The following is a 26,606-nucleotide window of genomic DNA, read 5'->3' as shown; positions in this document are numbered from 1 at the left end:
GCCAAATCCTCGGTAGCTATTTCACTTCAATAGCATCGCCTACCTGCAAATGAGAGAAGGACACACGGGTGTAGTTACCAGCTTTTTTATCGACTTCCCAATCGCCAGTTCCTGGGCAAGCAGGGTAGCGAAATGTGGGGGCATCCTTCGTACTGCACTGGTTATATGCGCCAGCTTTAAAAAACAGCCAGTCGTTCTTGTAAGCCACAGGGTCATCATAGTCATCTATAAATCCATTGGCATCAACATTATTGGCTAAATTAATCTGATGTCTAACCGTTGGGTGATTATCTGCACTAAAGGTTAAGTACATTGTATCGCCGTAAACATTAATCTCATAACTGAAAGACTCACCAAGGGCGATACCCATGTCACCCGGGTCGCTACTGTCGTGCCAACCATCGCCCCACACAGGATATGCAATGTCGGTACGTTTAGGATTATCTTCTGGCAAATTCAGTTCGTAGTTCCAAAACACAGTGCCAGTATCGTGATTGGGATACTTTTTATAATAAATTTTAAGTGGCTCGTTCCCCCAGCCAAAACCCGATTCATTGTTACGAAGTTCGTCTAACTTACCTGCATGAATCTGGCCTACTACAACAGAATAGGCGGGTGGCTTGTCATGATATTTAGCATTGGTAGAAACGTGGTCCACTTTGAGGGTGGCTTCCATTCTAGCGCCAATAGCTGCGAATTTCTCTGCATCAGGATTAGATGCCAATGCAAAGTAATTTGCGGGGCTGTCTAGACGGGGGACATTGCCGTTTTCATCGGCGTACACTTGGCGAAGTTCGCTGCGGGTATTGGTAGACGTGGGAGAGGTAAATGCTTTATTAGCCGCGGCAAATACCATGTTGTTATTGTCGTCTAAGTAAAAGAATTCATCCACGTGGAAACGCGGTAAGTCTTTATTTTCAATTCTGTCTGCCTTGCCATCACCGTCTCTATCTAACGGTAAGAGAATGTTCCAAGGAGAAAGATCGAATACGTCTCCAGGGGCTTTGGTTGCTAGCTTTGTCTTTTCGGCTGCATTGGAGCTGGTGTTCGTTGTCTCCATATTAGCGTTTGTTGCTGCTTTGCTGGTTGATGATGTTTGCTTATTGTTTTGTGTTTCGTTCTGCTTATCGCTTTGAGTATCATTACACCCAGCAATTAAAGAAAGCACGGCTAAGCCGGCCAAATAAAGAGGTTTAGCGTCTGTCATGAATGCGCTCCTAACGGGCATCGTCAAAAGAAAAAAGTAATGAATAATGAAAAAATGTGCCGCAGCATGCACTGCGGCGAAAGTAGGTTATTGCAATTGAGTCGGCTAGCTTTATTCGTATAGCGTTACTCACATAGGGCTCGTTAAATAGGCCTAGTCGTATAAGCTTAGGCAAACAGGCTTAGACGAACCGCTTTATTAAAGTAGCCTAGCAAGTAGGCTACTTTATAATCCTACCAGCGCGCTCTTACGCCTACGGTAAAGCGTCTATCCGATTCACTGTACTGCCAAATGCTGTCTAGTTCGGTCACTTGCACAATCGGCTCACCGGTTAAGTTAACCGCGTTAGCCACAACCGTTATATGCTCGTTAACATCGTAGCTGGCTGAAAAGTCGAACTGGCCCCGTGCGTCACGATAGTTGTTACCTAATGTAGGGTCAAAGAAAGCTTCTTCAGGATTGGTGCGGTTATACACACCTGTTGCGAGTGCACCAACAGGGCGTACACGCTTTTCATCTTGCGTGTCTAAGTACTTATCGCGCCAGTTGTAGGCAAGACGTACTTGAAAACCGGCATTTTCCCAGTAAACCTGACCATTAAAGGTATGGTTTGAAATGTCCAACAATGGGTTACCATCAGGCTGTTCACTGTCTGCATACGTGTAGTTAGTGCTAATACCAAGCCCAGACCACATACCTGGCAAGAAACTAAACTGTTGTTGGTAGGCAAGTTCAATACCTGCTACTTCGCCACTGCCGCCGTTAACGTCCGTATCGATCACAATACCCGTTAAGCCAGCGTCGCGTTGCGCTTCAACATACGCAAGGTCTTGATCTCCACTGACGTAGTTCACATCAGCTTGGCTTACCCCAGCGGTATCAAGCAAACACACGTTCACGTACTCGGTTACGTTTTGGCCTGTTACCGTGTTGCTATCAGCCATACAAGAGCTACTAGCTACCGTAAATGACTCTACATCTTTATAAAAAATAGCGGCAGAGACCATACCTCCTTCACCAAAGTAATGCTCAGCAGACAAGTCGTATTGGGTAATACGGTATGGGTCTAGTTGATATGAACCTTGGGTACCGGTAACGAGTGAATTATCGACACTAATCGCAGGGCTAAGCTCACCAAACTCAGGGCGACGCATTACTTTCGCGGCAGCAAAACGTAAAATGGTATCGTCGGTTAAAGAGTAGGTGGCGTTTATACTTGGAAGAAAGTCTGAGTAATCGTAGCTCCCGGTTTGATCAAACGTATTCGATGTTAAATCGGTTTGAACATAGCGAGCACCTACCACAGCGGTAAGGTCGCCGAAATCTAAATGAAACTGAGTATATAACGCTTGGGTTTCTTCGCTTATTTGCGCATATGAGCCTGTATTACGCACCATATTGTCGTCAAGCGAGCCCGTTAGTTCATGGCTACTGCCGTCCAGCATTTGTTTCACGCGGTCGTAAGTACTATTAATATTGTAAGCAAGCTCAGCACCATCATAAACATAGTAGTGGGTTAGGGCGTTATTACCCGAAATACCTGATTGGTCGAAGGTGTTACTGTGGTTAATTTCTTTAAACCCGCCGAATGCAGCGTCAAATTCATCTGCCCAAGTTGGTCTGACAACGCCATCGTAAGACACACTGGTTTGTAAGTTTTTAAGCTCACTACCATTATTGCGTAAGTCGTAACGGTCTAGCTCATAGTCTCTGTCAGTAGTGCGAATACCTGCCTTAATTTTGGTAAGGAAGTCTAAGCCTGAAAAAGGCTCGATGTATTCCACGTCAAAACGAATAGCAGTTTCTTCGTTTTCCTCATAATAACGCTGGTGGGTAAATTGGCGGATAGCCAAATTGCTTGGGTCTAATAATGCGTCTTCATCCGAAAAGGCAATGCCAGGTACTTGGTCACCATCTTGGGTCATGGTAATGGTGAATAAGTTTTCGGTAATGGTACCGTCTTCTTCATACTGTGAACGCGAAATAGGGCGTAAGTTAAACTCAGAATTGGTGCGAAGGCTTTCAGATTTGGTATAAGCGACTTCGCCTGAAATTTTCAGTTTGTCAGTAATAAACCACTCGCCACCCAATGCATTCGAGATAGAGTCGTTGGTGGTAAAGTCGGCCCATGTTTTAGGTTGTACAAACGCGCTGCCCGAGCCAAAGCTTTGCAGTTGGCCTTGTGCGTCATCGTAGGCATCATCTAACACCAAGTCAGAATAGTCTTTGCTGTCATTTAATACCGAGTAAGCTTCTTGTCCGCCGTCAAGATCGGTGGCATTTACATCTAGGTAAATGAAGGCGTCAGTATCTTTAGGTGCCCACTGAAGTGACAAACCGTAAGCGGTACGTTCACGCTGCTCAGTTTTTTGCTCTACGGTATTTTGGCTACGTACAAGGTAGTTGCCGCTAGGCGTGTTGGCAGAATCGCTGTTACCATCGCCATCTAAATCGAGTTCTGTTGGAGTCACTAAATTAAAAAATTCATCACGTCTTAAGGTGCGATCTTGATAAGACATCACCACAGAAGCCCCGAAGGTTCCAGCGTCGCCCAAGTCCCAGTTTCTGCCAGCGGCGCCGGTAAACATAGGGGCCCAGTTTTCTGCTTTATCAGCATATTCACCATCTAGTGTAATGGCGACCAAAGGCTCTTCAAGTTCTAATGGGCGCACGGTTGTCATATTGATAGTACCGCCAAGTGCGCCTTCAATCATTTCAGGGGTAGGGGATTTAACCACTTCAACGGTTTTTAGAAAGCTAGAAGGGAAGTCATCTAGACTAATACCACCACGGCCACTGCCTGACGTAGAACGACCATTTAATTCAACACGGTTTTGAGAAATACCGCGAATAGTCACTGATTCACCCACACCAAAGTCACGACTAATAGACACCCCCGTAATACGTTGCAGCGCTTCAGCAATGTTGTTGTCGGGCAGCTTACCAATATCTTCTGCCACTATGGCATCCACAATACGAGAATCGTAACGTTTTAAACGCGCCGACTCCGCAATACTGCTAGCAATACCGCGAACTTCAATGACTTCTAATGAATCGGGTGTTTGTGTGTCCTGTTCTTCTTGCGCAAAACTTGGCAAAGAAAAACCTACTGTGGTGGCGGATAAAATGGCAACCGTAAGTTTTGATAATTTGTTGTTCATTTTGCTTCTCCAAAAGCTGTTCAGCTAAGTACCTCACAAACATAAATTATTATTAAATTCTCTTGTGAAGTGACGGCTTGTCTTATTAATCAGGCAATGTTTATTCGCTCTACTTGCTTTTTCCTATAGCACTAAACCGGTTTAGTTTTTTATTTAAAAGAGAACGCCTGCAACCGGAATATTAACAATAAGGTTACATTTACATCGCTTTTCGTCAACAAAAAATTATCCAAAAGTATTAAATTTATTCACTGGAGCCGAAGAGTAGACTCTTCCACTCTCTTTAAATTAAGGGTTTGAGCGAGTTTTAAGGTAAATCGCTATCGTTTATCACAAAGTAGATTGTAGAGACTCGAAAAAAGCGGTGCTATGGGGGCGAGGGTGTTAGGTGGAAGGAGGAAGGTGGAACGTGCAGCAAAATAACAATCGAAATTTTTACATTTAGCACTTGGGTAAAACTTAATGATAAATAAGGTGCTGAAATTTATAGTTATTAGTTAAGTTCCAGATGTTCGGTTTGTTAATTTAATGAATGTAAATTGTATATTTTATTAATATTTTTGCGTTGACATCACTCACTTCTATGTTAGCTTGTTGGCAAAACTAAACCGGTTTTGTTTGGTTTTATAAATAACGAACTTAACGGGGTGTAAAACATACTTCGCAGAAATTATTGCTGGTTTTCGACTTACGACATCATTGCCTTAGCGAAAATGCACAAAACGTTATCTGTGAATTTGTTAACTGATTTTCAATTATATAGAGGGTTTTGGTGTGAATACGTTAACTGGAAAGCGAGTATTGGTAACCGGTGGTGCCAGTGGTATTGGCGGCGCTATTTCTTCTGAACTTGCGGCACAAGGTGCGACCGTTTTTGTGCATTACTATAGCTCGAAGCACGCAGTTGAAGAACTTCAACAAGAAGTGCTTGAGTCTGGTGTTGGGGAGATCATTCCGCTTCAAGCTGACTTGACCAATGAAGACACGGTTAATGCCTTCGCTAACGAAGTGGCTAATCTAACGTCTACGCTTGATATATTGGTAAACAATACCGGCGACTTGGTTGAGCGACACACCTTAAGCGATATTAAAAATGACTTTTGGGAACAAGTGATGGCGGTTAATGTGACCTCTATGATGATGGTTACCCGTGCACTCTTACCCATGTTAAAACACGCTGAAGAAGGTGCATCTATTGTGAATCTGTCTTCACTTGCAGGTCGAAAAGGCGGGCACGGTGGCTCATTAGCCTATTCCACATCGAAAGGTGCGGTGCTTACTTTCAGCCGTTCACTAGCCGCTGAATTGGCTGGCGACGGTATTCGCGTTAACACGGTAACGCCGGGTTTGATCTTAGGCACACGTTTTCATGCTACCCACACCACCGATGAATCGGCGAATAAAACCATTAGTGAAATACCATTAAAACGAGCAGGCAACCCAATGGATGTGGCCCGAGCGGTAGCCTTCTTTGCCTCTGAATATAACGGGTTTATCACGGGTGCGACGTTAGATATTAACGGCGGCGTTTACATGGCCTAGGGATCAGAAGGCTCATGTATAAAAACAGGCATAGGCAAGGCTAAACACTAGCCTTAAAAATGCGGCTGTAAAGGTTACGTACAATTAGGCCTTTTTGCACAAGCCAAAACCCTAGGTTTGCTAAAACTAACATTGCCAGAATGACAGAGGTAACGAGATGTCGTCGATAATAAAAAAAATAATGGCCTTCGGGCCAGCCTTCTTTGCAATAGGCTACACCATAGGTACAGGTAGCGTTACGTCTATGATAGTAGCGGGCAGTACCTATGGCATGTCTTTGCTATGGGTGTTGTTTCTAAGTTGCCTGTTTTCAGGGGCACTTATCTATGCATTTGGTAATTACGCCATTGTTACCGGTGAAACTGCACTCTATAGTTTTAAAAAGCATCTTAAATTTGGGCGTCCTATCGCCATACTTATTATTGCGGGCGTGACCTTTGGCCAGTGGAACTCATTAATGGGTATTCTCGGCATTTCATCGAACATAATTTTTGAAATGCTGGCGTTGTATTCCCCATCTCTTAACGCTTACAAATACGAGTTGGTGTTAGCCATAGCAGTAAGTGTCATCAGTATTATGTACGCCATTATGCTGATTGGTAAGTACTCGTTGTTTGAAAAAATTCTGGTCATGTTTGTATCCTGCATGGGTATTTCCTTTGTGTTTTCGCTATTGGTGGTACATCCCATGCCAGCAGAAGTGGCAGCCGGTTTTGTTCCTTCAATACCTGATGTAGAAGGTGGGAAAATGATGGTGGCTGCCTTTGTGGGTACGACTATGGCTGCCGCTACATTTTTATCTCGCCCACTGTTTATTCAGGGTAAAGGGTGGGGTATGGAAAACCAAAAACAGCAGAAGAAAGATGCTTTTGTGGCTGCCTTTTTAGTGTTTGTGATTAGTGCATCGGTAATGGCCGTTGCGCACGGCGCGTTGTTCCATGAAGGTAAGAAAATTACCCATGTACTCGACATGGTGAACGCCCTTGAACCTATTGCAGGTAAAACGGCGCTAACAGTATTCTTCTTTGGCACATTGGCGGCAGGGTTATCATCCGTATTTCCTTGTTTGCTTATTGCGCCCTTATTAATCGCCGACTACCGCTCAGGAAAGCTAGATACCAAATCTACTCAATTTAAAACCATTACCGGTATAGCCTGTTTAGTGGCGCTGATCATTCCAGTATTTGGGTTCAACCCTATTAAAGGGCAAATTCTTTCTCAAGTGTTTAACGTGTTCGTGTTGCCCTTAGTCATCATCGGCATTCTAGTGGTAATAAACAAACGAGAGCTTATGAAAGAACATGCGCCAGGCATATTCCTAAACATAATGTTAGGGCTAGCACTGCTGTTTGCCATTGTTATTTCTGCCAATGGTGTAATTGCCATTGTTGAACAACTTTAAAGGGTAGTGCCAATGATTATTGTAGTGGCGGGTGTATCGGGTACCGGAAAGTCGACCGTAGGGCAGGCATTAGGTAAGCAACTAAGCTTACCGTTTATTGATGCAGACGATTTTCACCCTGAAGTTAATAAAGCAAAAATGCAAAGCGGGATCCCCTTAACCGATGATGATAGATGGCCGTGGTTACAAACCTTAGCTGGGGAACTTGCTCGCTACGAACAACAAAAAGGGGTTGTGCTAGCGTGTTCAGCACTAAAAGAAAGCTACCGAAAGGTATTAAGCGCGAATGACACACTTCCTATTGCATGGGTGGTGCTTACAGGCAGTTACGCGTTATTAAGCGCTAGACTTTCTGCACGGGAGAATCACTTTTTCGACGGCAGTCTGCTAGAAAATCAATTGCAAACCTTTGAGATGCCCAATTACGGCCTGAAGGTAGATGTGTCAGCAACTTTGGTCGACATTATTAAAGACGCTACGGCCTATGTTCATAGTGCGTCACTATAAGGTTAGCACGCTACCGCATGAAGGTTATTGCCTTGCAACAGAAGTGCGTTATTAGATTCAAAACTGAAGTGCAGTAATAAAGAGCTTAGCAAACAGCATATCTAAAAAGCATACAAATTTAATGGCGCAGTAAATGGTGCGCCGTCAAGATGGAGTTTCATTATGAAAGGCGTATTAGCATTACAGGTTGGTGCCTTACAAATGCAGAAAATAGCACCTAAAATAGTACTTAAAACAGCGCAGCAATTCGCACGTAAAAGTAACCTTGCAAAGCTGTTTAGCTTGGTCGCTTTGTTCTGCGTTCATTCTATTGCATCAGCACAAATGGTTAAAAGTATTAGCGAATTCAATAATGCTGTAGCCAGCGCTGAAGCGGGCGACACCATAGTGATGGCCAATGGTGATTGGCATGATGTAGAGCTGGTATTAAAGGGGAAGGGCACTGAAGATAAACCTATTACGCTAAAAGCCCAAAACCCCGGAGAGGTAAAAATAACTGGCCTGTCGAACTTAAGTGTTTCAGGTGAATACCTCGTAATAGAAGGGCTAGTGTTTACTGATGGCCATACACCTACGGGCGAGGTAATTGCCTTTCGTACTTCCCCTGATGAATTGGCAAGCTATTCACGATTAACGAACGTGGTAATTGACAACTTCAGTCACCCAGAGCGCCAACTCTCTGATTTATGGTTAGCCATATATGGCAAACATAATCGTATCGATCACAACTCTTTTATCAACAAACGTAACCGAGGCGTTACCGTCGCGGTACGTATGAACTCTGAAGGCAGTCGCAAAAATTACCATACTATTGAATACAATTACTTTGGCCCACGACAAGTACTTGGTGCCAATGGCGGTGAGACCCTGCGCATTGGTACTAGCCACTTTTCAAGAGAGTACGCTAACACGCTAGTGCAGTATAACTACTTTGATAGAACCAACGGCGAGCACGAAATTATTTCGAATAAGTCGAGCGGTAATACCTTTAAAGGAAACGTATTTTTTGAAGCCCAAGGTACCCTGACTATGCGCCATGGGCATTACACGACGGTAGAAAATAACTACTTTTTAGGTAATAGAAAGCCGAATACTGGTGGTATACGCATCATTAACGAACACCAAACGGTGAGTAATAACTACATGTATGGCTTAACAGGGCGTCGTTTTCGTGGTGCGCTAGTGATCATGAATGGCGTACCGAATTCACCGCCAAACCGCTACGACCCAGTTATTGAATCTGCAATGAACAATAACGTGGTTATTGATAGTGATTATATTCAGCTTGGCGCAGGCGCAGATGAAGAGCGCTCAGCACCGCCTACCACCACGGAAATGCAAAACAACATTATATTGGGTAAGCAAAACCTTAATCCTATTACCGTATTCAGTGATGTTTCTGGCATTACTTTTAAAGGCAATGTGTTAAATGAAGATGCCAGTAACTCACTTTCTTCAGGGTTTGAAGAAGTGCCTTACAAGGTAAGCAAAAACAGTAATGGCTTATGGGTGCCTGAAAAAACATTGCTAGACGACATCAATTTTGGCGAAGTAAAACTGCCTGTTACTAAGGAAGATACCGGTGCTCGTTTTTATGCTAAAAACGAAAGCCAAGTACCCTTTAAAAGCGGCAGTAAAATTGAGGTTAAACCGGGTATGGATACTTTGTCTACCGCCCTTGCTGCAAGTAAGCCTGGCGATATTCTAGTGCTTGAAAATGGTGGCGACTATCTGCTAACACGTTTTGCGATGGTTAATCACCCTGTGACTATTATGGCCGAGCAGGGCGATAAGCCCGTTATTCGTTCTGAAAAACCAAGCTTTATAGTAATCGAAAACGGCGGCGCGCTTGAAGTTGAAAACTTATGGTTTGATGGCGCCGCTTCACCAGATTACAAAGGCAATAGCATTATTAGAACCAGCCGTTCTTCTATGAATATTAACTATGCGTTGTCGGTCGAAAACGTGAAAGTGACCGATTTAGACATTAACGGCTACTTCTACTTCTTTAAAGCGCACCCTGGTACTTTTGCCGACTACATCGATATTAAGAATTCCCACATGGAAAACATCACGGGCGCAGTGCTGTCGCTAAATAAAGAAACGGACGACTTAGGGGTTTACAGTGTAGAAAACTTAACCCTATCGGGTAATACGTTTAAAGACATTAAAGAAGAAGTAGTAACCATTTACCGTGGCGGATTTGATGAAAGTACCTTCGGCCCAGCCGTTATTATAACTGACAATACACTACACAATGTAGGTAAAGGTTCTACCCATAGAACGGGCGCTTCGATGTATTTTCATGGTGTACAGAACCTACATGTTAGCGATTCAAAGTGGGTTGATAGCGCCCCTATGTCGCTTTATTTAACCAATGGCGAGCCTATTACTTTGATTGAAAATGTCACTATGAACAATACGCCTAAGATACAATCAAACAACAATAGTTTTGAAGTGAAAAACGTGACGTACTAAAAGCGTTTGTCGTGGTGTAAAACGTTGAATAAACGTTTACGTAAATAACATGAACTCGGCATTAAGTGCCGAGTTTTTTATGCAAAAAATTTGGTTTCGTGCATTAAAACCGATACTCAGTTCAGTACAAAAAGTAAATTCTATCGCTTAAAATGATTTTGACGCTAACTCACTAATCCCCAAGTCCTTAGCCCTTGATTGATAACTCTATGAAAAAGCTATATTTAAAGTTTGTTGTAACACACTTTGTTTTAAGTGCCATCATGTTTTGTGTTTGGTACCTAGTTGCTGGAATAGAGAATGCAAGAGAGATGACGTTCGTCATAAGCACGTTAGCGAGCTGTATAGCCGCTAAAAATCTTATGGATGACACGTTGAAAGAAAAAGCGCTGACGAGTAATGAGAGCTAACGGTTTAAGTATTGGTTAGCGTGACGCCAGCATAATGTCTTCTCGATATTTTTCTGAAGATTATCGGCTAGATGCTAGTTTTTACCCTATTAAGTAGAGCGAATAAACAAATAGCCAAAGTATTTGAAAGCCATAACTTAAACGCTGATATAGCCCAGGATGCGTTTTAGCTTTTAGTGCACCTGATAATTTATAAGAATAAAAGAAACAGCCAAGAATGCAGTTAAACGAAAATAAGCGCAGTGCTATTGGGTAGACGCTGGAAAGCATCACAATGGCAGGCGCGACAATAAACGAAATGAGCATAATTAACCCTGACCACGTATGAATTTTGCAACTTGCTGTTGGAGTGGGGGTGTAAGGATCTGCATCCATTGGGAAAAAGCCACATACCCACGTACACACACCATGAACAATAACCATTATGCCTATAATTGTGGTATTGAGACTTGTGGAAAGAAGATTCGAAGAATTAGCTGCTATTAGATAGTAACCAAATAGAACAAATAAAAGCCCTAATGGGTAATTGTTGATAGCGGGTGATAGCCTTTGTGTTGGGCTACCAAAGGCGCCAAGTTCGCTACAAAATTGCCTAGTGTGACTGTAGTTTGGGTAATATAACGACGCAATGTAAATACCCACTACAATCCATATTGAAGCGATTATTCCTGTATATGACAATAAATCAAACATGCTTTTTTCTTCCTTGAAACTCGTTAAAAGCAATGAGGGTTATACACCAATATGCACAAACATTGCTCTGCTACTAAATTTCTATTTCAACCTGTCGAATGGAGCGGCCAACGCCACCAGCCATTAAACGACTGATGCTACCATTAACCAACTGTAAATTAACATTTATTACGCTGGGCGAAGGTGGGTTCATTAAATGGCCTTGCTCAATCTGTAACGTCGTATCTTCGAGTCCTTGGCGGTCATGTAGATAGCAAGCTAATGGACCAGCAGCCATGCCGGTTGCAGATTCTTCGTCTATCCCATAGCGTGGTGCAAACATTCTAGCGCCAGCGTGACGTCCGTCAACTTCGGTTTCTCTTGAAAACACATAAAAACCTATCAAATCGTATTGTTCGCTTATTTCATTAATAAGGGCTTGATTAGGGTGTATCTCAGCTACAGAAGACGCATTTTGAAGTGGAGCAAGTAAAAAAGCATTCCCAGTATTTACAATGGTTACTGAGTCGAGCGGCACGTCGCTTGGAAGATTAAGTGCTGCTCGTACTTCTTCGGTATCTAATACATCGGTATAGGTTGGCCGAGACTGCTCCATAAATGCCATTGAACCATCAATAATTATTTCTCTCACGCCATCTACGGTCTCTTTCGACATTCGACCATTTTGCACCAAGCCAAGCTCACTCATTCTGCTAAACGTTGCTATGGTGGCATGGCCGCAATGCGCAATTTGCTGTACTGGGGTGAAAAACTCCAGCTTTATAGTGGCAACGTCTGAGCGAGAAACAAAAGCAGTCTCAGAAAGCCCCACTTTTTGCGCCGCGTGTAGCTTCTGCTGCGCGGTTAAAGCGTTCGCATCTAAAACCACACCAGCTGGGTTTCCACCTGCGTCACCGTCAATAAATGCATTTACTATTTCAACAGAGACTTTCATGAGAGCTCCTTTAGCGAACAATTAGGGCTTCATCCCCGATTTCTTGCAGGATATGCGCAGGACTATTCAGGCGTGGCGAGCGGAACAATAAGAAAGTAACTAGTGTTGTAAGTATTGCTACTAAATAGAGATATTCCATCCGGTTGTCATTTTCCTTTAGTGAATGGGATAAGAGTTAATTAATAAAAATCAAAGTATCCCAACCCGCTCTGGTCTAAATAATCTATTTCATTTGCCTAAATACCAAACAGCTAAAGTTAACATTACAAGGTAAAAGACAAATACGCCATAGCTAGTCAACTTTGATGGTGGTGAACTACTTTGTATTGTAGGTTTATCGTCATCTTCTAGTTCGTCAAAGTTTATTTTTTCTAGACTTAATGCGGAGCCGATATAAATCTTTACTGCTATTGCACCTGCACCAATCGCTAACTCTTTGAACGCTCGCTTTTCGATCATAGTGAGGCCACCTTCAGTTTTTTCCATCGGGTGGATAATAACCTTAGGTCTTGGCCGTAGCATTTTACTATTACCTAAATGTCTAAACGTGTGTTGCAGTAGTTTTTCGCCTACATAGAAATCTGAAAAAAGCACTCTAGGGTGGGAAAATGGATTAATGGCAATTTCATTATGTTGAAGCCTTTCACTCGCTTCTTTACCAACTCCTGAAATCAGCTTCTCACCTTTATCGTTAGTTTTAATGACTATAGCGGGGTAATCGTCAAAAGATTCGCGCGTTGCAGTATCAGTGACTTTTAATCGATGCTCCCAAATTTGTACATACATGACTGACGCAAATTTTGCGCGTAAATTTGAAAACATCCTATGTTCCTTAGTTTAAATGGGTAAGTGGTTCTTAATATTTAAACTACTTGTTCATATATGAGAAAAGCTGCATTGCTTTTCTGTTTCAGCTTTATTTTTAGAATTGCTAACCATAAAGTTCAATTGGATTGTGGTTAGTACCGGTGCGTTTTCAATGTTGTCTTCTGACGCTGACCACTTCCACCGGTTTAATGCTGCTGCCGCAGATTTGTCAAATACGCCTTCAGGGTATGACTTTTTAATTTTAAACCCACCTAGTGTTCCGTTACTATCAATTGCTACGATAAAATCAACACAACCAGACAAGCCTCTTCTAGCAGCATCAACGGGGTACTTAGGGTCTGCACTTTTTATTACTACCCAATACCTCTCGGTTAAACCCTTTTTACTGTCTGCGGTTAAATCTATGTACCGAATTGGTTCTTCAGCAAAAGCTTGGGTAGTTTCGTTGGGCTTTAGCGATGCACAAGACATCAAAAAAACGCTTAGAATTGATAATGGAACTAACTTTCTCATTGATAACTCCTTGTAGCGCTAACATCCTGCTTGTTTAGTATGCGCCAAAGCACGCAGCGTTGGGTATTTTTTTGCTTATGTACTTGCTAATTCAGCGTTACTTTTCAGTTGTTTAACGCAGCGTACAAAAACAGATATAGATGTTATTCCACCACAAATGATTCCGACTTCAAGGAACGATAGTTCAAATGACCCTAGTACATACATAGTGCCAATTGTTGAACCAAGCACAAATGCAGCTGCCATAAAAACTACGATAGCAATAACCAACATTGACCAAGTCCCAATTTTATTCCATGTAGACATACTGAATATTTCCTAAGATTGTAGTTAAGTGCATAACTTTTCAATTACGGGTGATAACGCTTGGCTAAACTTTTTGTAGCGAATAGAGACTGAGCCAAGCTTCAGCCGTCGCGCATAAGTGGTAAGTAGTGGGTTAACTTCGCCACAACCTACCTGACTACCAACTCGTGCTGTATTTCTTATTTGCTTCAGAAGCTTCGACTTCTAATGGTGCTCTATCGTATCCGTACTCTGCCATATCAGAAAAATGTTGGGTGACGACTTTACCTAAACTAGACCTTTCGATTTGCAGAACATGCACCAATTCATGCGCTAATTTGGGTCTGTTTAACTCAAAGTCTTTGCGAGTGTAAATTGAATATCCGAATACTTGTGCATTGTTAATTATTCCTTCACCAACAAGTCCGACAGCTTCGCCAAAAACCTTCAATGCGAAGTTTTCATAAGGGAAAGGAACTTCATTAACATAAACAATCCTTACTTTTTCTGGGTGCACAATACCTATATTAGATGCCAACAATAACTCTTTTTTATTAAGTGGGACGCCGATATCCAGCCCTTTTCGTTCTATTTCATGTGCCCAGTCAATATATTGAGGCAATAGTATGCTGGTGATAATTTTTTCATAAGACAGTGCTGATGCAATAATGATGGCTATTAAAGTTAACGCTGCAAATTTAACCAATTTCATTCTGATAAAAATCCTTTTTTACATCTTTTCAGCAACCTTAAATAGGGCTCAGTGCTAGATGCTTATATTGTTCTTATTAAAGTGGATTACAGCTAACTAGACCTCTAAACCGACCCGTCTAAACACATTATTCTGAGCTCAATCCTTTATTCAATAAATTCAGATTACCCTCCAACTCCTCAAAATTAAACAACAAATTAAATTGGTGCACTTCGCTCACAAATTAAAAAGCAAAAACGAACCGTTAAAAGCGTAAGTTGTATTTTAGTTATTTACTATGCTATAAATCATACTATGTATTACATAGTAATAAGTTTAACCTAGCGGAAAAGTCATGACAGAAACTTCACATCAAAGCGCGAAGTGGGATGCCCAACTCCGCAAAGGTACTTTAGAGTTGGCGGTACTCGCGGCCGTTGCGGGTGAAGAAAAGTACGGGCTGGCAATTCTCAATTACCTACATGGGTTTGAAACCATGGTGATCAGTGAAGGTACGCTTTACCCGCTGCTAGACAGGCTTAAGCGCGAAGGGGTACTTAATGCAAAATGGCACCAAGAGGGTGAAGTGCGCCCACGAAAGTATTATTCACTCACCGAAAGCGGTCTTGAACGATTACATATTCTGCGCGCGCGGTGGAAGCGTTCGGTAGTTGATATGGAATCGTTGTTAGCCGATTCAAAAAGTGGCGCGAATAACAGCACAGACAACGGCAAAGAAACTGGAAAAAGAAAAGGATAAGCACAATGAGTGGAAGGGAACAAATAAGCAACTACCTAAAAAGCTTTAACCGCTACTTGGCCTCGTTAAGTTCTGAAGATGCGGCTGAAGTGATTAAAGAAATTGAGTCTCATATTTATGATGCTATCGATCAGCAGGAAATGGCTGGAAAAGACGCCGATATTGAAGGTATCTTAGCTGGCCTTGGTGCGCCTAGGGTGCTTGCCGAAAACTACGTAAGTCATATTCAACAAGGTACGCCGCCACCAAAAGGATTTCGTCCATTAGCATCAGTCACCAAAGGGCTATCGAAAACCCTATATTGGGGCATGTTAGCCTTTGGCTATGGTACAGGTTTAGCGTTGGCTCTATTAGCATTTGCGAACCTGTTGTTGCCCAACGGTATTGCTTTTTGGGTAGAGGCTGAGGGGAACTCTGTTGCTATTGGTTTTTTAAGTAACCCTATATTGGCAAATAGCGACGCTACTATTACAGGCTTTTGGATAACGCCGGTGGCGTTGGTAAGTGCCTACGCGATTAGCTTACTTACTTATCGTATTTTGGCTTTGCTTAAACGGTTTGCTATTGGCTATCAGTATGCTTAAGCGTGCAGCGAAACGTTTAGCCAAATCACTAGGACATTTTCTGCTTGTTTCTTTTGTATTGGCAGTTATTGGTGTGGGTGTCTTAATAAGCCAGCATGGGTCTATCAATATGGGCGATGCGCCATTGGCCTATAAAGTAGGTGGAGAAGGACCGTTTGTATTTTTCAAGAATGAAACGCCGACAAGCTCTGATGTAACAAGCTCTGATGTAGCAGGCTCTGATGTTACAGGCGCAGATGCTAAAGGCTCTGGTAATGGTGATACTTCTGTTGAAATAAATTACATTCGAGGAAGCCGAGAAGATAACTTCTTTATAGAAAAACGCCACGTGCCTTTAACAGAAAAGATAGCAGAGCCTCTTGACGTTTATTTTGCTTTAGAAGATGCCACGTTTACCTTCAATCTAAAGCCATTAAACGCATTGAACACCAATACGGCGTCGGTATATGAAAGCAACGCACCTATTTTGGCAATATCCGACTTAGAGGGGAATTACAAAGCCTTCCGTGATTTCCTTATTGCCCATAACGTCATTAATGAAAACCTTGAGTGGCAATTTGGTGAAGGTCATTTAGTGCTAGTGGGCGACATGGTAGACAGAGGGTTTTCTACTACCCAATTGCTCTGGTTTATTTATAAGCTAGAGCAAGAAGCCCAAAAAGCGGGCGGGGTGGTGCATTACATTATTGGCAATCACGAGCTTAAAAACCTTCAAGGCAATTTTAAATCGGCGGCTAATAAGTATATTCCCATCGCGGGTTTGCTTGGCAAAACCCAGGCCGATTTATTCAGCCACAATTCGTACATAGGGCGTTGGCTTGCCAGTAAAAATACCATTGAAAAAATAAACGGCCATTTATTTGTACATGGCGGTATTCATGAAGATATCGCGAACCTTGATTTAAGTTTGCAACAGATAAACAGCAAGGCTAAAGCCTATTACCGACAAATGTATTTTCCCGGTGTAGCTGACAAGGTAACAGAAGCGTTAATTTCAACTGAGACGGGGTTAGCATGGTATCGAGGGTATTTCAAAGGTGATGCAAGTAGTACCTCTTTACAGAAAACATTAGATAAGTTCGACGCACTATCAGTAACGGTAGGGCATACCTTACAGTTTAAGGTGAATAAACAGTTTGATGGCCGCGTGTATGCTATTGATGTGAAACATCCTGACGATTATCGCGGAAGCTTTCCAACAAAACACTCTGAGGGATTGTTGATTGAAAAGGGTAACTTTTATCGGCTAACTGAAACCGGTGAAAGAATAGTTTTATAAGTATTGGGAAAAAGTCAGAGTACAGTTTTAGCTTTTAACGTGCTCTGACTTTATTTTCGCTGTTTGCGTTGTTATACCCAGTTCACTGTTTTCATCGACTGTTCAAAAGATTTACTCAGCTTCTTAAAGCAGCGCGGCTTTGGATTAACTATGATTTGTTGATTGCAAAGGCGTAATAGAGGGATATCAATTGAACTGTCTGAGTAACCTATGATTGTTTCGTATTCTTCAAGGTTATAGCGTGTTTTGATGCGTCTTACTTTGTTAGCCGAATAACAGTGAAACTTGCTGACCATACCCCCAGCAAACCGAGTTTCTTCAGAGCAGGCGAACTCCAATGTTGGAATACACTGCTTCGAAATAATACCCCTTACCATCCATTCTGAAGCACCACTAACAATAACCACTGTGTCTTTATTTTGCACATGTGAAATTAACTTTTCAATCGCGCTTTTATATATGGCGGTAGTCTTATTACCCAAATACCTATTGATAAAGCGCTTGCGCAACGCGGCTACTTTTTTAGGGGGCATACCACACGTTACCAGCCACAGAAGCACAGAAAAACCAATAAACTTCGTTTTTTTCAGTATCAAAAAGGGCAGCGTGAAAGGTAGCGCTAAAAAGCATAAAGCAAACCGAGTAGGACTGCCTTGCAGCATGAACTTAAGATACTCGGCGCCGGTATCTTTGTTTATTATTGTCTTGTCAAAATCAAACAATACTAAATTCACGTTGCTAAATATTTCCTTAGTGTGACTACGATAGCCTTAGTAGGCTGGAGATTTAGTCTTTGGCACTTTTAACTTTCGAAAATGAAAACTTTTTCCAGGTCGACTTATCTGTATCGACCGCACTTTTAGGGTAAAAGAACTCAGCGCCGTACTTCCCTTCGTGATAAATGGCGCTAGCGCGGGGCTATAATGACGAAGCGCCGCTGCGTTATTGTCCCGGTCAAGGTGTTTAGTGTTTTGTTAGGCACTTGTTTCTACAACGTTTTCAGCTTCAATCATTTCGCCCTCAAAGTTAACCAAATGTATGCCCGTTATCCTTGCAGCATCGTCAATCACGCTTACACTAATTTTCCATAGAGCGTGGCCTGCTTCAAATTGCGTACTGATACTGAATATGGCTTCTTCACCGGTGTCTGTATGAGTTGTATAGTTTTCAATTGTGATTTCTCCAAAACTTTTTAATTCACCTAATCCCTGCAACTGTTGTAAAAAGTTTTGCACATCCTGCGTGGAAGTGTCTTCAATTAGTGAGTTGGACATTCTATCGATAACACTTGCTCTATCCCAATTTACGGAAAAGTCCGCTAAGAACTGTTTAGTAAATGGTTCATATTCTTCTTTGAAGTCACTTGAGCTTCCTGCAAGAAAAACGACAAGAAAGATTAAAATTACAAATAAACCCCCAAACCCAATTAAGATATTTTTTAAAATTTTCATTTAATCTCCCTATATTTAATTCTTCTTCTAAGTGCCTAACATTTCAATAACGGGCGCAGGTACGTAGGGTATAATGGAGAAGCGTTTCAGCGAACGAAGTGAGTGAGTTAACTAGACCCCAATCCGGCCTGTTTAAAAAAACTATTATGGGGTTTTTACGCTATCCATATTGTCAGATTACCCGCTAACTTCACAAAATAAAACAATAAATCAGAATGGTATTTTTTGTTCATGAATTAAAAGTACCAAAACGATATGTCTAGGGGCAAAGGTGCATTTCAATCATTTGCTTCTTTTTATAAAAATAAGTTCAACCTAACTTAAAGGTACGAAATAAATTTAAAAACAAAGTAAAAGCGACGTAGCACTGATAGGGCGAGAGGTACGCCGACGAAAAAAATTATTGTCTGGCCGGAGGTAGACTTAATTATTCTAGGTGATGGTGTCAGAGTTCAGTGATAGATATGAAATCGCTATTAGCAAATAAATAAGGCGACAGAAGGTACAGAGAGTACAGAGAGTACAGAGAGTACAGAGGATACAGAGGATAAAGAGGGTAAGGCAACACTCAAGGTACGAGTATCGAATCTACCTAACGCTGCCGCCTGCACAAAAACACAAGTGCAGCGTTAGGTAAGCCTAAGCGATAAACTATTGTTAGTTAAAAACTTAAGCCATAAAGCAATACTAGCTATAAAAGCAAAGGTAAGCAGTAGGCGTTTCAATTTTTACATCGAAAGACAAGTTAGCGTCTATGGTAAATTCTGTGCCCTTTTTGAAAGACTGCCAGTCGCTTGAGCTAGGAAGTTTAACGGTCATTTCGCCTTCCATTACTTTCATTACTTCGTGCTGACTGGTGTTGAAGGTGTATTCACCTGGCGCCATTACGCCTGAAGTGCATGGGCCATTTGCCGACTCAAATGCAATTGAACGAACCTTGTCATCAAAATAACTGTTTACTGTAAAAGACATAAACTGCTTTCCTTTTATCGAGAATAGAAGAGCGTGCATTGTGCAATATTTATGGGTGAATGGCTAACTTGTGAGTTTCTAAGATATTCCTATTTACAAAAGTAGGTCGCCTAAAAACACTTACGGTTATATAAAGTGCAAAATTAGTCATTAAAACCACATGAAATATGTGTAATTGGCTAGAGACTCGCAGGCGCTGTGGTTATACTAGCCGCAGAACGCATTTCTAGAGGTTTTACAGCAATTGAGCACAATGAGTTTGCCACGTGTGGTGCCCCAGCAGAGTCTTTTAACACATTATAAGACATACCTAGAACAGCTTGCTAGTACCACCTTTACTGGTGATGTTGAGTACAGCTATGCCAGCCGTCTTGCTGTGGCTACCGACAACTCGGTATATCAAAAACTTCCTCAAGCTGTGGTATTTCCCAAAAGCATTGCCGATTTACAAGTATTGGGCAAGCTGGTTAACGACCATCCGCTAGTAAAGTTCTCTGCTCGAGGCGGCGGCACAGGCACTAATGGCCAAAGCTTAACTGACGGCATTGTGGTTGATATGTCGCGCTACATGAACAAAATTCTAGAAATCAACGTTGAAGAGCAGTGGGTTAAAGTTCAATCTGGTGTAGTGAAAGATGCATTAAATGATGCACTTCGCCCACATGGCTTCTTTTTCTCGCCCGACCTTTCTACCAGTAACCGTGCCACCGTAGGTGGAATGATTAGTACCGATGCTTCTGGACAGGGCTCGTTGGTTTACGGTAAAACCAGTGACCATGTATTGGGCTTAACGTCGGTGCTGGCTAACGGTGAAGTATTAAATACCACGCCAATAAGTGTGCAAGAAGCGAAACAAATAGCAGACACAAACGCAGATAACAGTGCCTATGCGGGTATTCTGCGCCAAGTCCTTGCTACTTGCGTAGACAAGCGCGAAGCCATTATTGAAAAATTCCCCCGTTTAAACCGCTTTTTAACCGGTTACGATTTAGAACATGCATATAACGATACCGAGCAGCTTATAGATGTAAGCCGCTTAATTACCGGTGCTGAAGGCTCGCTTGCGATGGTGGCCGAAGCTAAGCTATCGCTTACGCCTATCGCGAAACACAAAGCTCTCGTTAATATTAAGTACGATACCTTTGAATCGGCACTTCGTCATGCACCTGAAATGGTAAAAGCGAACGCCACCTCTGTCGAAACAGTAGACTCGAAAGTACTTAATTTGGCTAAAACCGACATTATTTGGCATTCCATCGCCGATTTAATCACCGACGTCCCACATAAGGAAATGTTGGGCTTAAACATGGTGGAGTACAACAGTAACGATGAAGAAGAAATTCGCACTCGTATAGCCGAGCTAGAAGCTAGGCTTACCGCCGCCGCTGAAACAGGTGAGGGTGGGGTAATTGGTTATCAGGTTACGTTTGATAAAGCGGACATTGGTAAAATATACGCCATGCGTAAAAAGTCGGTGGGCCTGCTGGGTAAAACCAAGGGTGCGCAAAAGCCTATCGCCTTTGCAGAAGATACCGCAGTGCCGCCTGAAAACTTGGCTGATTTCATCATGGAGTTTAGGGCTCTGTTAGACAGTCACGGTTTAAAGTACGGTATGTTTGGTCACGTTGATGCAGGTGTGTTACACGTGCGCCCAGCCCTTGATTTGTGTGATGTTGAACAAGAAAAGTTAATGCATCAAATATCAGATGAAGTGGTAGCACTAGTAGCTAAGTATGGCGGGTTAATGTGGGGCGAGCACGGTAAAGGTTACCGCAGCGAATACGGCCCTGCTTTTTTCGGCGACATGTTATTTACTGAACTACGCAAAATTAAAAGCGCGTTCGACCCCCTTAATAAAATGAACCCAGGTAAGGTGTGTACGCCTTTAGACAGCACTGAAAGCTTGGTTAAAGTTAGCGATACCAAACGGGCAACATTCGATAGAACTATTCCTGTTAGCTTTAAAGCAGCCTTTGCGCCGGCTATGGAATGTAATGGTAATGGCTTGTGCTTTAACTACGAGACCACGTCGCCGATGTGCCCCTCAAGTAAGGTAACTCGCGATAGACGCCATAGCCCGAAAGGCCGTGCTGGCCTTATTCGTGAGTGGATACGCTTGCTTGCTAAAGATGGGGTAGACACCAAAACGTTAAGTGCCGATCAATTCGACACGTCATGGTGGCAACGCTTTAGCAACAGCCGAAACAAACAAGACGATTTTTCCCATGAAGTGTTAGACGCCATGAATGGTTGTTTAGCCTGTAAGTCGTGCTCAAGCCAATGCCCGGTGAAAGTAGACGTGCCTGATTTTAGGTCGAAGTTTTTATCTATTTATTACCAGCGCTACATGCGCCCAATGAAAGACCACCTTGTAGGCAATATTGAACGCATGGCACCGATTATGGCCAAGTTCTCGCCTATGGTGAATCTGTTTTTGAAACGAAAATGGATGCAAGACGGTATTGAAAAAACCATTGGTTATGTAGACACGCCTATTTTATCTGAGCCAACGTTGGCAAACAGGGTAGAAGGGAAAGTGGCAAGTTATAACCATGATGCGTTATCGAAGCTAAGTGCCCAAGAAAAGCAAAAGACGGTGTTAATAGTGCAAGACCCTTTCACCAGCTTCTACGACGCGAGTGTAGTTGAAGATTTTGTTGCCCTAGTTAATGCCCTTGGCTTTACACCGGTAATGTTGCCGTTTAAACCAAACGGTAAGCCTGAACACGTAAAAGGCTTTTTAGCTAAATTTGCAAAAACCGCAAAAAATACCGCTGCCTTTTTAAATGAAGTGGCGCAGTTAAACATTCCTATGGTGGGTGTAGATGCGTCTTTGGTATTGGTTTATCGTGATGAATATACTAAAACCTTAGATAAAGCCCGCGGGGATTTTCATGTGTTAGCTGTGCATGAATGGCTTGAAACGGTACCCAGTGATGTATGGCAAGCGACAAGCAAGAAGGCCAATGCGCCAGAGCATTTAGCGCAGCCATTCGCGCTGCTAAGTCACTGTACAGAAAAAACGGCGTTGCCCGCATCTGAAAAGCAATGGCAGGGTTTGTTTGCTAAAGTTAATCAGCCAGTTGATATTGTTGCTGTAGGTTGTTGCGGTATGGCCGGAACTTATGGTCATGAAGCCGATCAAAAAGAAAAGTCGTTAGCCATTTATGGGTTAAGTTGGGAGCAAGCGGTCAAACGCTATCCCGCAGATGCTATTCTTGCCACAGGCTATTCTTGTCGAAGTCAGGTAGCCCGTATAGAGCAGTTTAAGCCGAAGCATCCCTTACAAGGTTTGTTGGCCTGTGTTTCATCATCGCAGTAGCCTAAACCCAACATCAGCCAGCTACGTAAAAACTAAAAATAAAACGAAATAGATTAGAGAATACTATGACAGACAATACACCACAAAATGAAATAACCGACCAGCAACGTAGTGAATGGGTGCGTGAGCAATTTCAAAAAGCAAATAAACACCTAGCAGAAAATGGTGTGCTTTTTGAATCAGTCGTAACCAATGAAAGCCGCTATTTAGTGCCTTACTTGGCGGTATGGAAGATAAAAGACACCAACAATGCGATGTATTGGGTAATGAGTGGCGATTTACCTACTGACTACATTGCTGAGTCTACGGCGGCTACTGCTCGCGATGCAATTAAGCATTTCGCAATGGCATGGCAGTTAAAGGCGGCAAATTTACGTGAGTCAGACAGTGCGGATGCTTCATCGTTGGAGTATGCAGAATTATTAGAAAGTAGAGCAGAAGGTTTGCACGCCATACAGAACCAAGATGAACTATGGCAAGGCGTTTAAGCTAACCTTTAATGATGCAATGGCTAATAATTAGCTAATGCATTTGTGAAACGTCGGGGAATGGAAAACGCTCTGCAGGGCATTGCATGCGCTGACGTGCTACGCCACCGTCCATGAATACTTGCCCCTCGGGCTTAAACCCTAAGCCTTGATGGTACGACACACTATCAAGGCTGCAGCTTACTTTTAAAATAGTGACATTATGGCGATTGGCGACGTCTATTAAAGCCGCAAACAGCGCGCGATAAATAGACATATTTCGGTAGCCGCGTTTCACTGCAATTCTGCCAATTTCCCCACACTGAGTTAACCGTCCTGTTGCAATGGGTTGGTTAGCTTCTCCACCGTCTTCCAAAAGCAGTACATGAAAAGCGCTGGCATCGCGCTCATCAAATTCACTGTCTTGGGGTACTCGCCATTCCAAAACGAATACATCTTCCCTGATTGCTTTTAGCCGATGCTTATCCCTTGCCCAATCGACGTTCTCTATCGTATAAGCCATATCGTTGTTTTATGCTTCTATCCATTCCCAGTATCCTTTGTTAATAAGTGTAGTTAATGTTGCTAAAAACGCAAAAGAGGGGAGATCAGGCAGGATGTCCGCAAAAAGTACATCGTTGTTCACTAAAAGCTGAACCCATTGCTCATCTTCTTTGTTATAACTGAAACGTTCGCCGTTAACGTAAAAGAAGCGAGCATGGTGAGAGGATGGCGTGTTTTCAGTATCTGTTGCAATGAGTGCACGTACTCCTGGGGCGGCTGCAAACTCCACACCTTCTTCAAATCCGGCAGTAATTTGGCTATCAGTATATAAATGTTCAGGTGGATACTCTGGAAGGCCTTGTTCACTTAGCGATTCAAGCAATGTTTGGGTGAAGTCATCGGAATTAATCGCTGTGATGAGCTGCTGTTTCAACGCGGCGATATCACTGGGGTCAACCACCGCCGAAGGCATTGACAACTTTCTACCTGCATCGGTAAATCGCACATTAATGTCGCTGGTTTCTAACATTAACGACAGGCTATCAGCGAGCTGCGCGGTTTCAGGGGCACGAAAGCCTACAGAGTAGGTTAAGCAGTCTTCCAACGCTTTGCCATCGTGCGGCCAACCCGGCGGAATATACAGTACGTCACCTGGGTTTAGTACTTCATCAATAATAGGATCGAAGCCTTCAATTTGACGAAGTTTAGGGTGTGGGAATACTTCTTTGTATTCACCAGGCTTGCCTACACGCCAACGACGCTGACCTTTTCCCTGCACCAAAAACACATCGTATTGGTCGATATGCGCCCCAACACCTGCATTTTTAGTGGCAAAACTTACCATTAGGTCGTCCAAACGCCAGTTTGGAAGAAAGCGGAAGGGTTCAAGAATGTCTGCTACATCATGTACGTACCTGTCTACACTTTGGACAAGTAGTGTCCAAGCCCCTTCGCAAACGGCTTCAAAATCATGAATTGGCCCTTGATGTACTTTCCATTCGCCTGTGCCATCAGCTGTATTGCCACTGGTATTTTCGAAGCTTAGTAGTCGGCTATCTATTTCTTCTTCTTGGGCTAAGCCGGCCAAGTCGTGCTCATCGATAGGATCTTCAAAATCTTGAAAAAAGCCACGTAATACAACAGGCTTTTGTTGCCAATAATGAGATAGAAAATGTTCTATATCGAATTCTTTCATTAAGTAATCTCCACGCATCTATGGGGGTATTATCGTTTATTCTATAAAGGGTTACTAGCGTAGTGTGTATCGGTAAGCCGGTGCTCGAAGGCAGCCAATTCACCAATTTTGCTATCAATTAAAATAGGGCAGAACTTAGCTTGGGTTTCAGCGGCTAAATGAGGAAATGTGCTATCGCAAACGGTAACCGCATTGCCGTTGCAATGTTGTTCTAGCATAGACGCCAAATTCACGGTCTTACCCCACACATCGAAAATACCGTGCTGCCTTCTAGGCATGCCAGCAGTAACTGGGCCTGCTGCAACGCCGATACGAATTTGGCAAGGCCAGCCTTCTTTTAACGCAAAAATTTTAAAGGTGGCGGTAACAGCAAGCGCAAACAACACGCCATTATTTATATGATGTGTACTTTTTTGCTCGCCTTTTTGTTCGCCATTTGAAGTGCATGAAGCACTTGAAGGAGGAAACATACACAGTTCGCTAACCGCCATGTATTCATCGCCATTCGTTTTTACTGGGTACATATTATGCGCAGCGGCGAGCACATCAATTTGGCTGTAAAAGGCATCCAGTGCTTCTATCACCTTTTGTTCCCCAAACAAAGGAGCTAATGTTTGATAGCCTTTTATATCTGCGAATAACACACAGGCCGAGGTAAAGCTTTGCCGCATCAGCCCGGTCGAAAAGCCTGTTGATGCACTACTTGAAAACCCAGTTAAAGGAGTATTCGAATCATGGCTCAAAGGGCGAGTAAACGCATTCGTAAGCTTGGCTGCAGGGGTGGTTTTTATTAATAGTTGCCGCGTATGACGGTAGTTCACCGCAAGGTGATGAAGGTGGCGCCGACTATGGGCATGCAAGGTCAGTATAAGTCCCACGCTTGCTAGGGTTAGGGTAATACTGTTGCTGCGACGAATAGCGCCTTGCCAACCGTGAAGCGAGTAGCTAAATAGGCCATCAATAACACAGAATGTTAGGGCGAAAACTAACCCCCAATAAAGTCGTGGGCGTTGTTCATGCTGGCTAAATAGCCCCACGCAGCATAAGCAGCCAATTAATAAAAAGTGCTGAATGTATACGTCACCACGCCACAGAAACGTTGCTAGCACTATATAGCTGTAATAACTGGTAAACAGCAGTGTGCGAGCATGGGTGGGCTGGCCTTGGATACAAAGGCATAGAACGGAGAAAGCACAAAGAATATGGAAGGTCAGATTCCACCACAGTGCTATATGATGCGCGCTATGTTCAGCATAGGCCACTAATAACGGCGCCTGTAACAATAAGCACAGAGCAAAATAGCACGCGGTTGTGTGAAGTATTGCTGCTTTTGAATGAAATGTTTTGTGTGTATGCATGCCTAAATTCCAACCATAAAAAAACGCGGACTGGCCGCGTTTTTAAGTGTATGGAAAAGGCGA

Annotated in this window: 23 protein-coding genes; 9 read left to right on the top strand and 14 right to left on the bottom strand. The window is 42.9% G+C overall.

The features are described from left to right. Positions 1 to 16 precede the first annotated feature (16 nt). Positions 17 to 1,060 carry a polysaccharide lyase family 7 protein gene (locus R1T43_RS12265; RefSeq protein WP_410549018.1) on the bottom strand — a complete coding sequence of 348 codons (1,044 nt, stop codon included), beginning with the start codon at positions 1,058 to 1,060 and terminating at the stop codon, positions 17 to 19. Positions 1,061 to 1,440: 380 nt separating this feature from the next. Continuing rightward, the gene (locus R1T43_RS12260; protein ID WP_317349229.1) at positions 1,441 to 4,368 is read right to left on the bottom strand and encodes a TonB-dependent receptor; all 2,928 of its coding nucleotides are present in this window, start codon (positions 4,366 to 4,368) and stop codon (positions 1,441 to 1,443) included. A gap of 774 nt (positions 4,369 to 5,142) precedes the next feature. Between R1T43_RS12260 and R1T43_RS12255 the strand changes: the two genes are divergently transcribed. The 4 genes from R1T43_RS12255 to R1T43_RS12240 all read left to right on the top strand — a co-directional run bounded on the left by R1T43_RS12255 (position 5,143) and on the right by R1T43_RS12240 (position 10,297). Further along, positions 5,143 to 5,910: an SDR family NAD(P)-dependent oxidoreductase gene (locus tag R1T43_RS12255; protein ID WP_317349227.1), complete on the top strand. Its 768-nt coding sequence runs from the start codon at positions 5,143 to 5,145 to the stop codon at positions 5,908 to 5,910. 157 nt (positions 5,911 to 6,067) lie between these two features. Further along, entirely contained in the window at positions 6,068 to 7,312 is a 1,245-nt protein-coding gene (locus R1T43_RS12250) for an Nramp family divalent metal transporter (RefSeq protein WP_317349225.1), read from the top strand. 12 nt (positions 7,313 to 7,324) lie between these two features. Next, entirely contained in the window at positions 7,325 to 7,819 is a 495-nt protein-coding gene (locus R1T43_RS12245; RefSeq protein ID WP_317349222.1) for a gluconokinase, read from the top strand. 162 nt (positions 7,820 to 7,981) lie between these two features. Beyond that, positions 7,982 to 10,297 (top strand): polysaccharide lyase 6 family protein, encoded by a 2,316-nt coding sequence (locus R1T43_RS12240; RefSeq protein WP_317349220.1) that lies wholly within the window; start codon positions 7,982 to 7,984, stop codon positions 10,295 to 10,297. A gap of 491 nt (positions 10,298 to 10,788) precedes the next feature. Here R1T43_RS12240 and R1T43_RS12235 read toward each other — a convergent pair whose 3' ends face one another. The 6 genes from R1T43_RS12235 to R1T43_RS12210 form a co-directional block, all read right to left on the bottom strand. After that, complete coding sequence (locus tag R1T43_RS12235) at positions 10,789 to 11,400, bottom strand: DUF998 domain-containing protein (protein ID WP_211070743.1); 612 nt, start codon at positions 11,398 to 11,400, stop codon at positions 10,789 to 10,791. A 73-nt stretch (positions 11,401 to 11,473) separates the two neighbouring features. Then, positions 11,474 to 12,334 carry a PhzF family phenazine biosynthesis protein gene (locus R1T43_RS12230; protein ID WP_317349217.1) on the bottom strand — a complete coding sequence of 287 codons (861 nt, stop codon included), beginning with the start codon at positions 12,332 to 12,334 and terminating at the stop codon, positions 11,474 to 11,476. A 228-nt stretch (positions 12,335 to 12,562) separates the two neighbouring features. Further along, positions 12,563 to 13,156, bottom strand: coding sequence for a rod shape-determining protein MreB (locus tag R1T43_RS12225; RefSeq protein WP_317349214.1), 594 nt, complete (start codon positions 13,154 to 13,156; stop codon positions 12,563 to 12,565). Between the two features lie 54 nt (positions 13,157 to 13,210). Beyond that, positions 13,211 to 13,675 carry an energy transducer TonB gene (locus R1T43_RS12220; protein ID WP_317349211.1) on the bottom strand — a complete coding sequence of 155 codons (465 nt, stop codon included), beginning with the start codon at positions 13,673 to 13,675 and terminating at the stop codon, positions 13,211 to 13,213. Between the two features lie 75 nt (positions 13,676 to 13,750). Continuing rightward, entirely contained in the window at positions 13,751 to 13,981 is a 231-nt protein-coding gene (locus tag R1T43_RS12215) for a hypothetical protein (protein WP_317349210.1), read from the bottom strand. A 157-nt stretch (positions 13,982 to 14,138) separates the two neighbouring features. Then, positions 14,139 to 14,672, bottom strand: a complete 534-nt coding sequence (locus R1T43_RS12210; protein ID WP_317349208.1) for a hypothetical protein — start codon at positions 14,670 to 14,672, stop codon at positions 14,139 to 14,141. A gap of 334 nt (positions 14,673 to 15,006) precedes the next feature. Here R1T43_RS12210 and R1T43_RS12205 point away from each other — a divergent pair, with 334 nt between their 5' ends. The 3 genes from R1T43_RS12205 to R1T43_RS12195 are packed head-to-tail and all read left to right on the top strand — an operon-like array spanning position 15,007 to position 17,274. Further along, positions 15,007 to 15,411 (top strand): PadR family transcriptional regulator, encoded by a 405-nt coding sequence (locus R1T43_RS12205; protein ID WP_317349206.1) that lies wholly within the window; start codon positions 15,007 to 15,009, stop codon positions 15,409 to 15,411. 5 nt (positions 15,412 to 15,416) lie between these two features. Then, the gene (locus R1T43_RS12200) at positions 15,417 to 15,995 is read left to right on the top strand and encodes an HAAS signaling domain-containing protein (protein WP_317349205.1); all 579 of its coding nucleotides are present in this window, start codon (positions 15,417 to 15,419) and stop codon (positions 15,993 to 15,995) included. Further along, entirely contained in the window at positions 15,988 to 17,274 is a 1,287-nt protein-coding gene (locus tag R1T43_RS12195; RefSeq protein WP_317349203.1) for a metallophosphoesterase, read from the top strand. Before R1T43_RS12200 ends, R1T43_RS12195 begins: the two co-directional genes overlap by 8 nt. Before the next feature lie 71 nt (positions 17,275 to 17,345). Here the strand turns inward: R1T43_RS12195 and R1T43_RS12190 are convergent, their stop codons facing one another. The 3 genes from R1T43_RS12190 to R1T43_RS12180 form a co-directional block, all read right to left on the bottom strand. After that, the gene (locus R1T43_RS12190) at positions 17,346 to 18,008 is read right to left on the bottom strand and encodes an HAD-IB family phosphatase (protein ID WP_317349201.1); all 663 of its coding nucleotides are present in this window, start codon (positions 18,006 to 18,008) and stop codon (positions 17,346 to 17,348) included. Positions 18,009 to 18,248: 240 nt separating this feature from the next. Then, positions 18,249 to 18,725: a hypothetical protein gene (locus tag R1T43_RS12185; protein WP_317349198.1), complete on the bottom strand. Its 477-nt coding sequence runs from the start codon at positions 18,723 to 18,725 to the stop codon at positions 18,249 to 18,251. A 687-nt stretch (positions 18,726 to 19,412) separates the two neighbouring features. Continuing rightward, entirely contained in the window at positions 19,413 to 19,697 is a 285-nt protein-coding gene (locus tag R1T43_RS12180; protein WP_317349196.1) for a pyrimidine/purine nucleoside phosphorylase, read from the bottom strand. A 253-nt stretch (positions 19,698 to 19,950) separates the two neighbouring features. On the opposite strand from R1T43_RS12180, the gene R1T43_RS12175 reads away from it, so the two are divergent. Both R1T43_RS12175 and R1T43_RS12170 read left to right on the top strand, forming a co-directional pair. After that, positions 19,951 to 23,019: an FAD-binding and (Fe-S)-binding domain-containing protein gene (locus R1T43_RS12175; protein WP_317349194.1), complete on the top strand. Its 3,069-nt coding sequence runs from the start codon at positions 19,951 to 19,953 to the stop codon at positions 23,017 to 23,019. Between the two features lie 65 nt (positions 23,020 to 23,084). Next, positions 23,085 to 23,507, top strand: coding sequence for a DUF4826 family protein (locus tag R1T43_RS12170; protein WP_317349191.1), 423 nt, complete (start codon positions 23,085 to 23,087; stop codon positions 23,505 to 23,507). A gap of 34 nt (positions 23,508 to 23,541) precedes the next feature. Here the strand turns inward: R1T43_RS12170 and R1T43_RS12165 are convergent, their stop codons facing one another. Genes R1T43_RS12165 through R1T43_RS12155 form a run of 3 tightly spaced genes read right to left on the bottom strand, consistent with a single transcriptional unit; the run spans position 23,542 to position 26,543 of the window. Further along, on the bottom strand, positions 23,542 to 24,009 hold the full coding sequence (locus R1T43_RS12165; protein ID WP_317349189.1) for a GNAT family N-acetyltransferase: 468 nt from the start codon (positions 24,007 to 24,009) through the stop codon (positions 23,542 to 23,544). A 9-nt stretch (positions 24,010 to 24,018) separates the two neighbouring features. Beyond that, positions 24,019 to 25,185 (bottom strand): JmjC domain-containing protein, encoded by a 1,167-nt coding sequence (locus R1T43_RS12160; RefSeq protein ID WP_317349187.1) that lies wholly within the window; start codon positions 25,183 to 25,185, stop codon positions 24,019 to 24,021. Between the two features lie 41 nt (positions 25,186 to 25,226). Further along, positions 25,227 to 26,543 (bottom strand): adenylate/guanylate cyclase domain-containing protein, encoded by a 1,317-nt coding sequence (locus R1T43_RS12155; protein WP_317349184.1) that lies wholly within the window; start codon positions 26,541 to 26,543, stop codon positions 25,227 to 25,229. Positions 26,544 to 26,606 lie beyond the last annotated feature (63 nt).

The sequence above is a fragment of the Alteromonas sp. CI.11.F.A3 genome (assembly GCF_032925565.1).
In the GTDB taxonomy this organism is placed as follows: domain Bacteria; phylum Pseudomonadota; class Gammaproteobacteria; order Enterobacterales; family Alteromonadaceae; genus Alteromonas.
The sequence above is the reverse complement of the archived record's forward strand: the minus strand, read 5'-3'. Positions and strand labels throughout refer to the sequence as shown.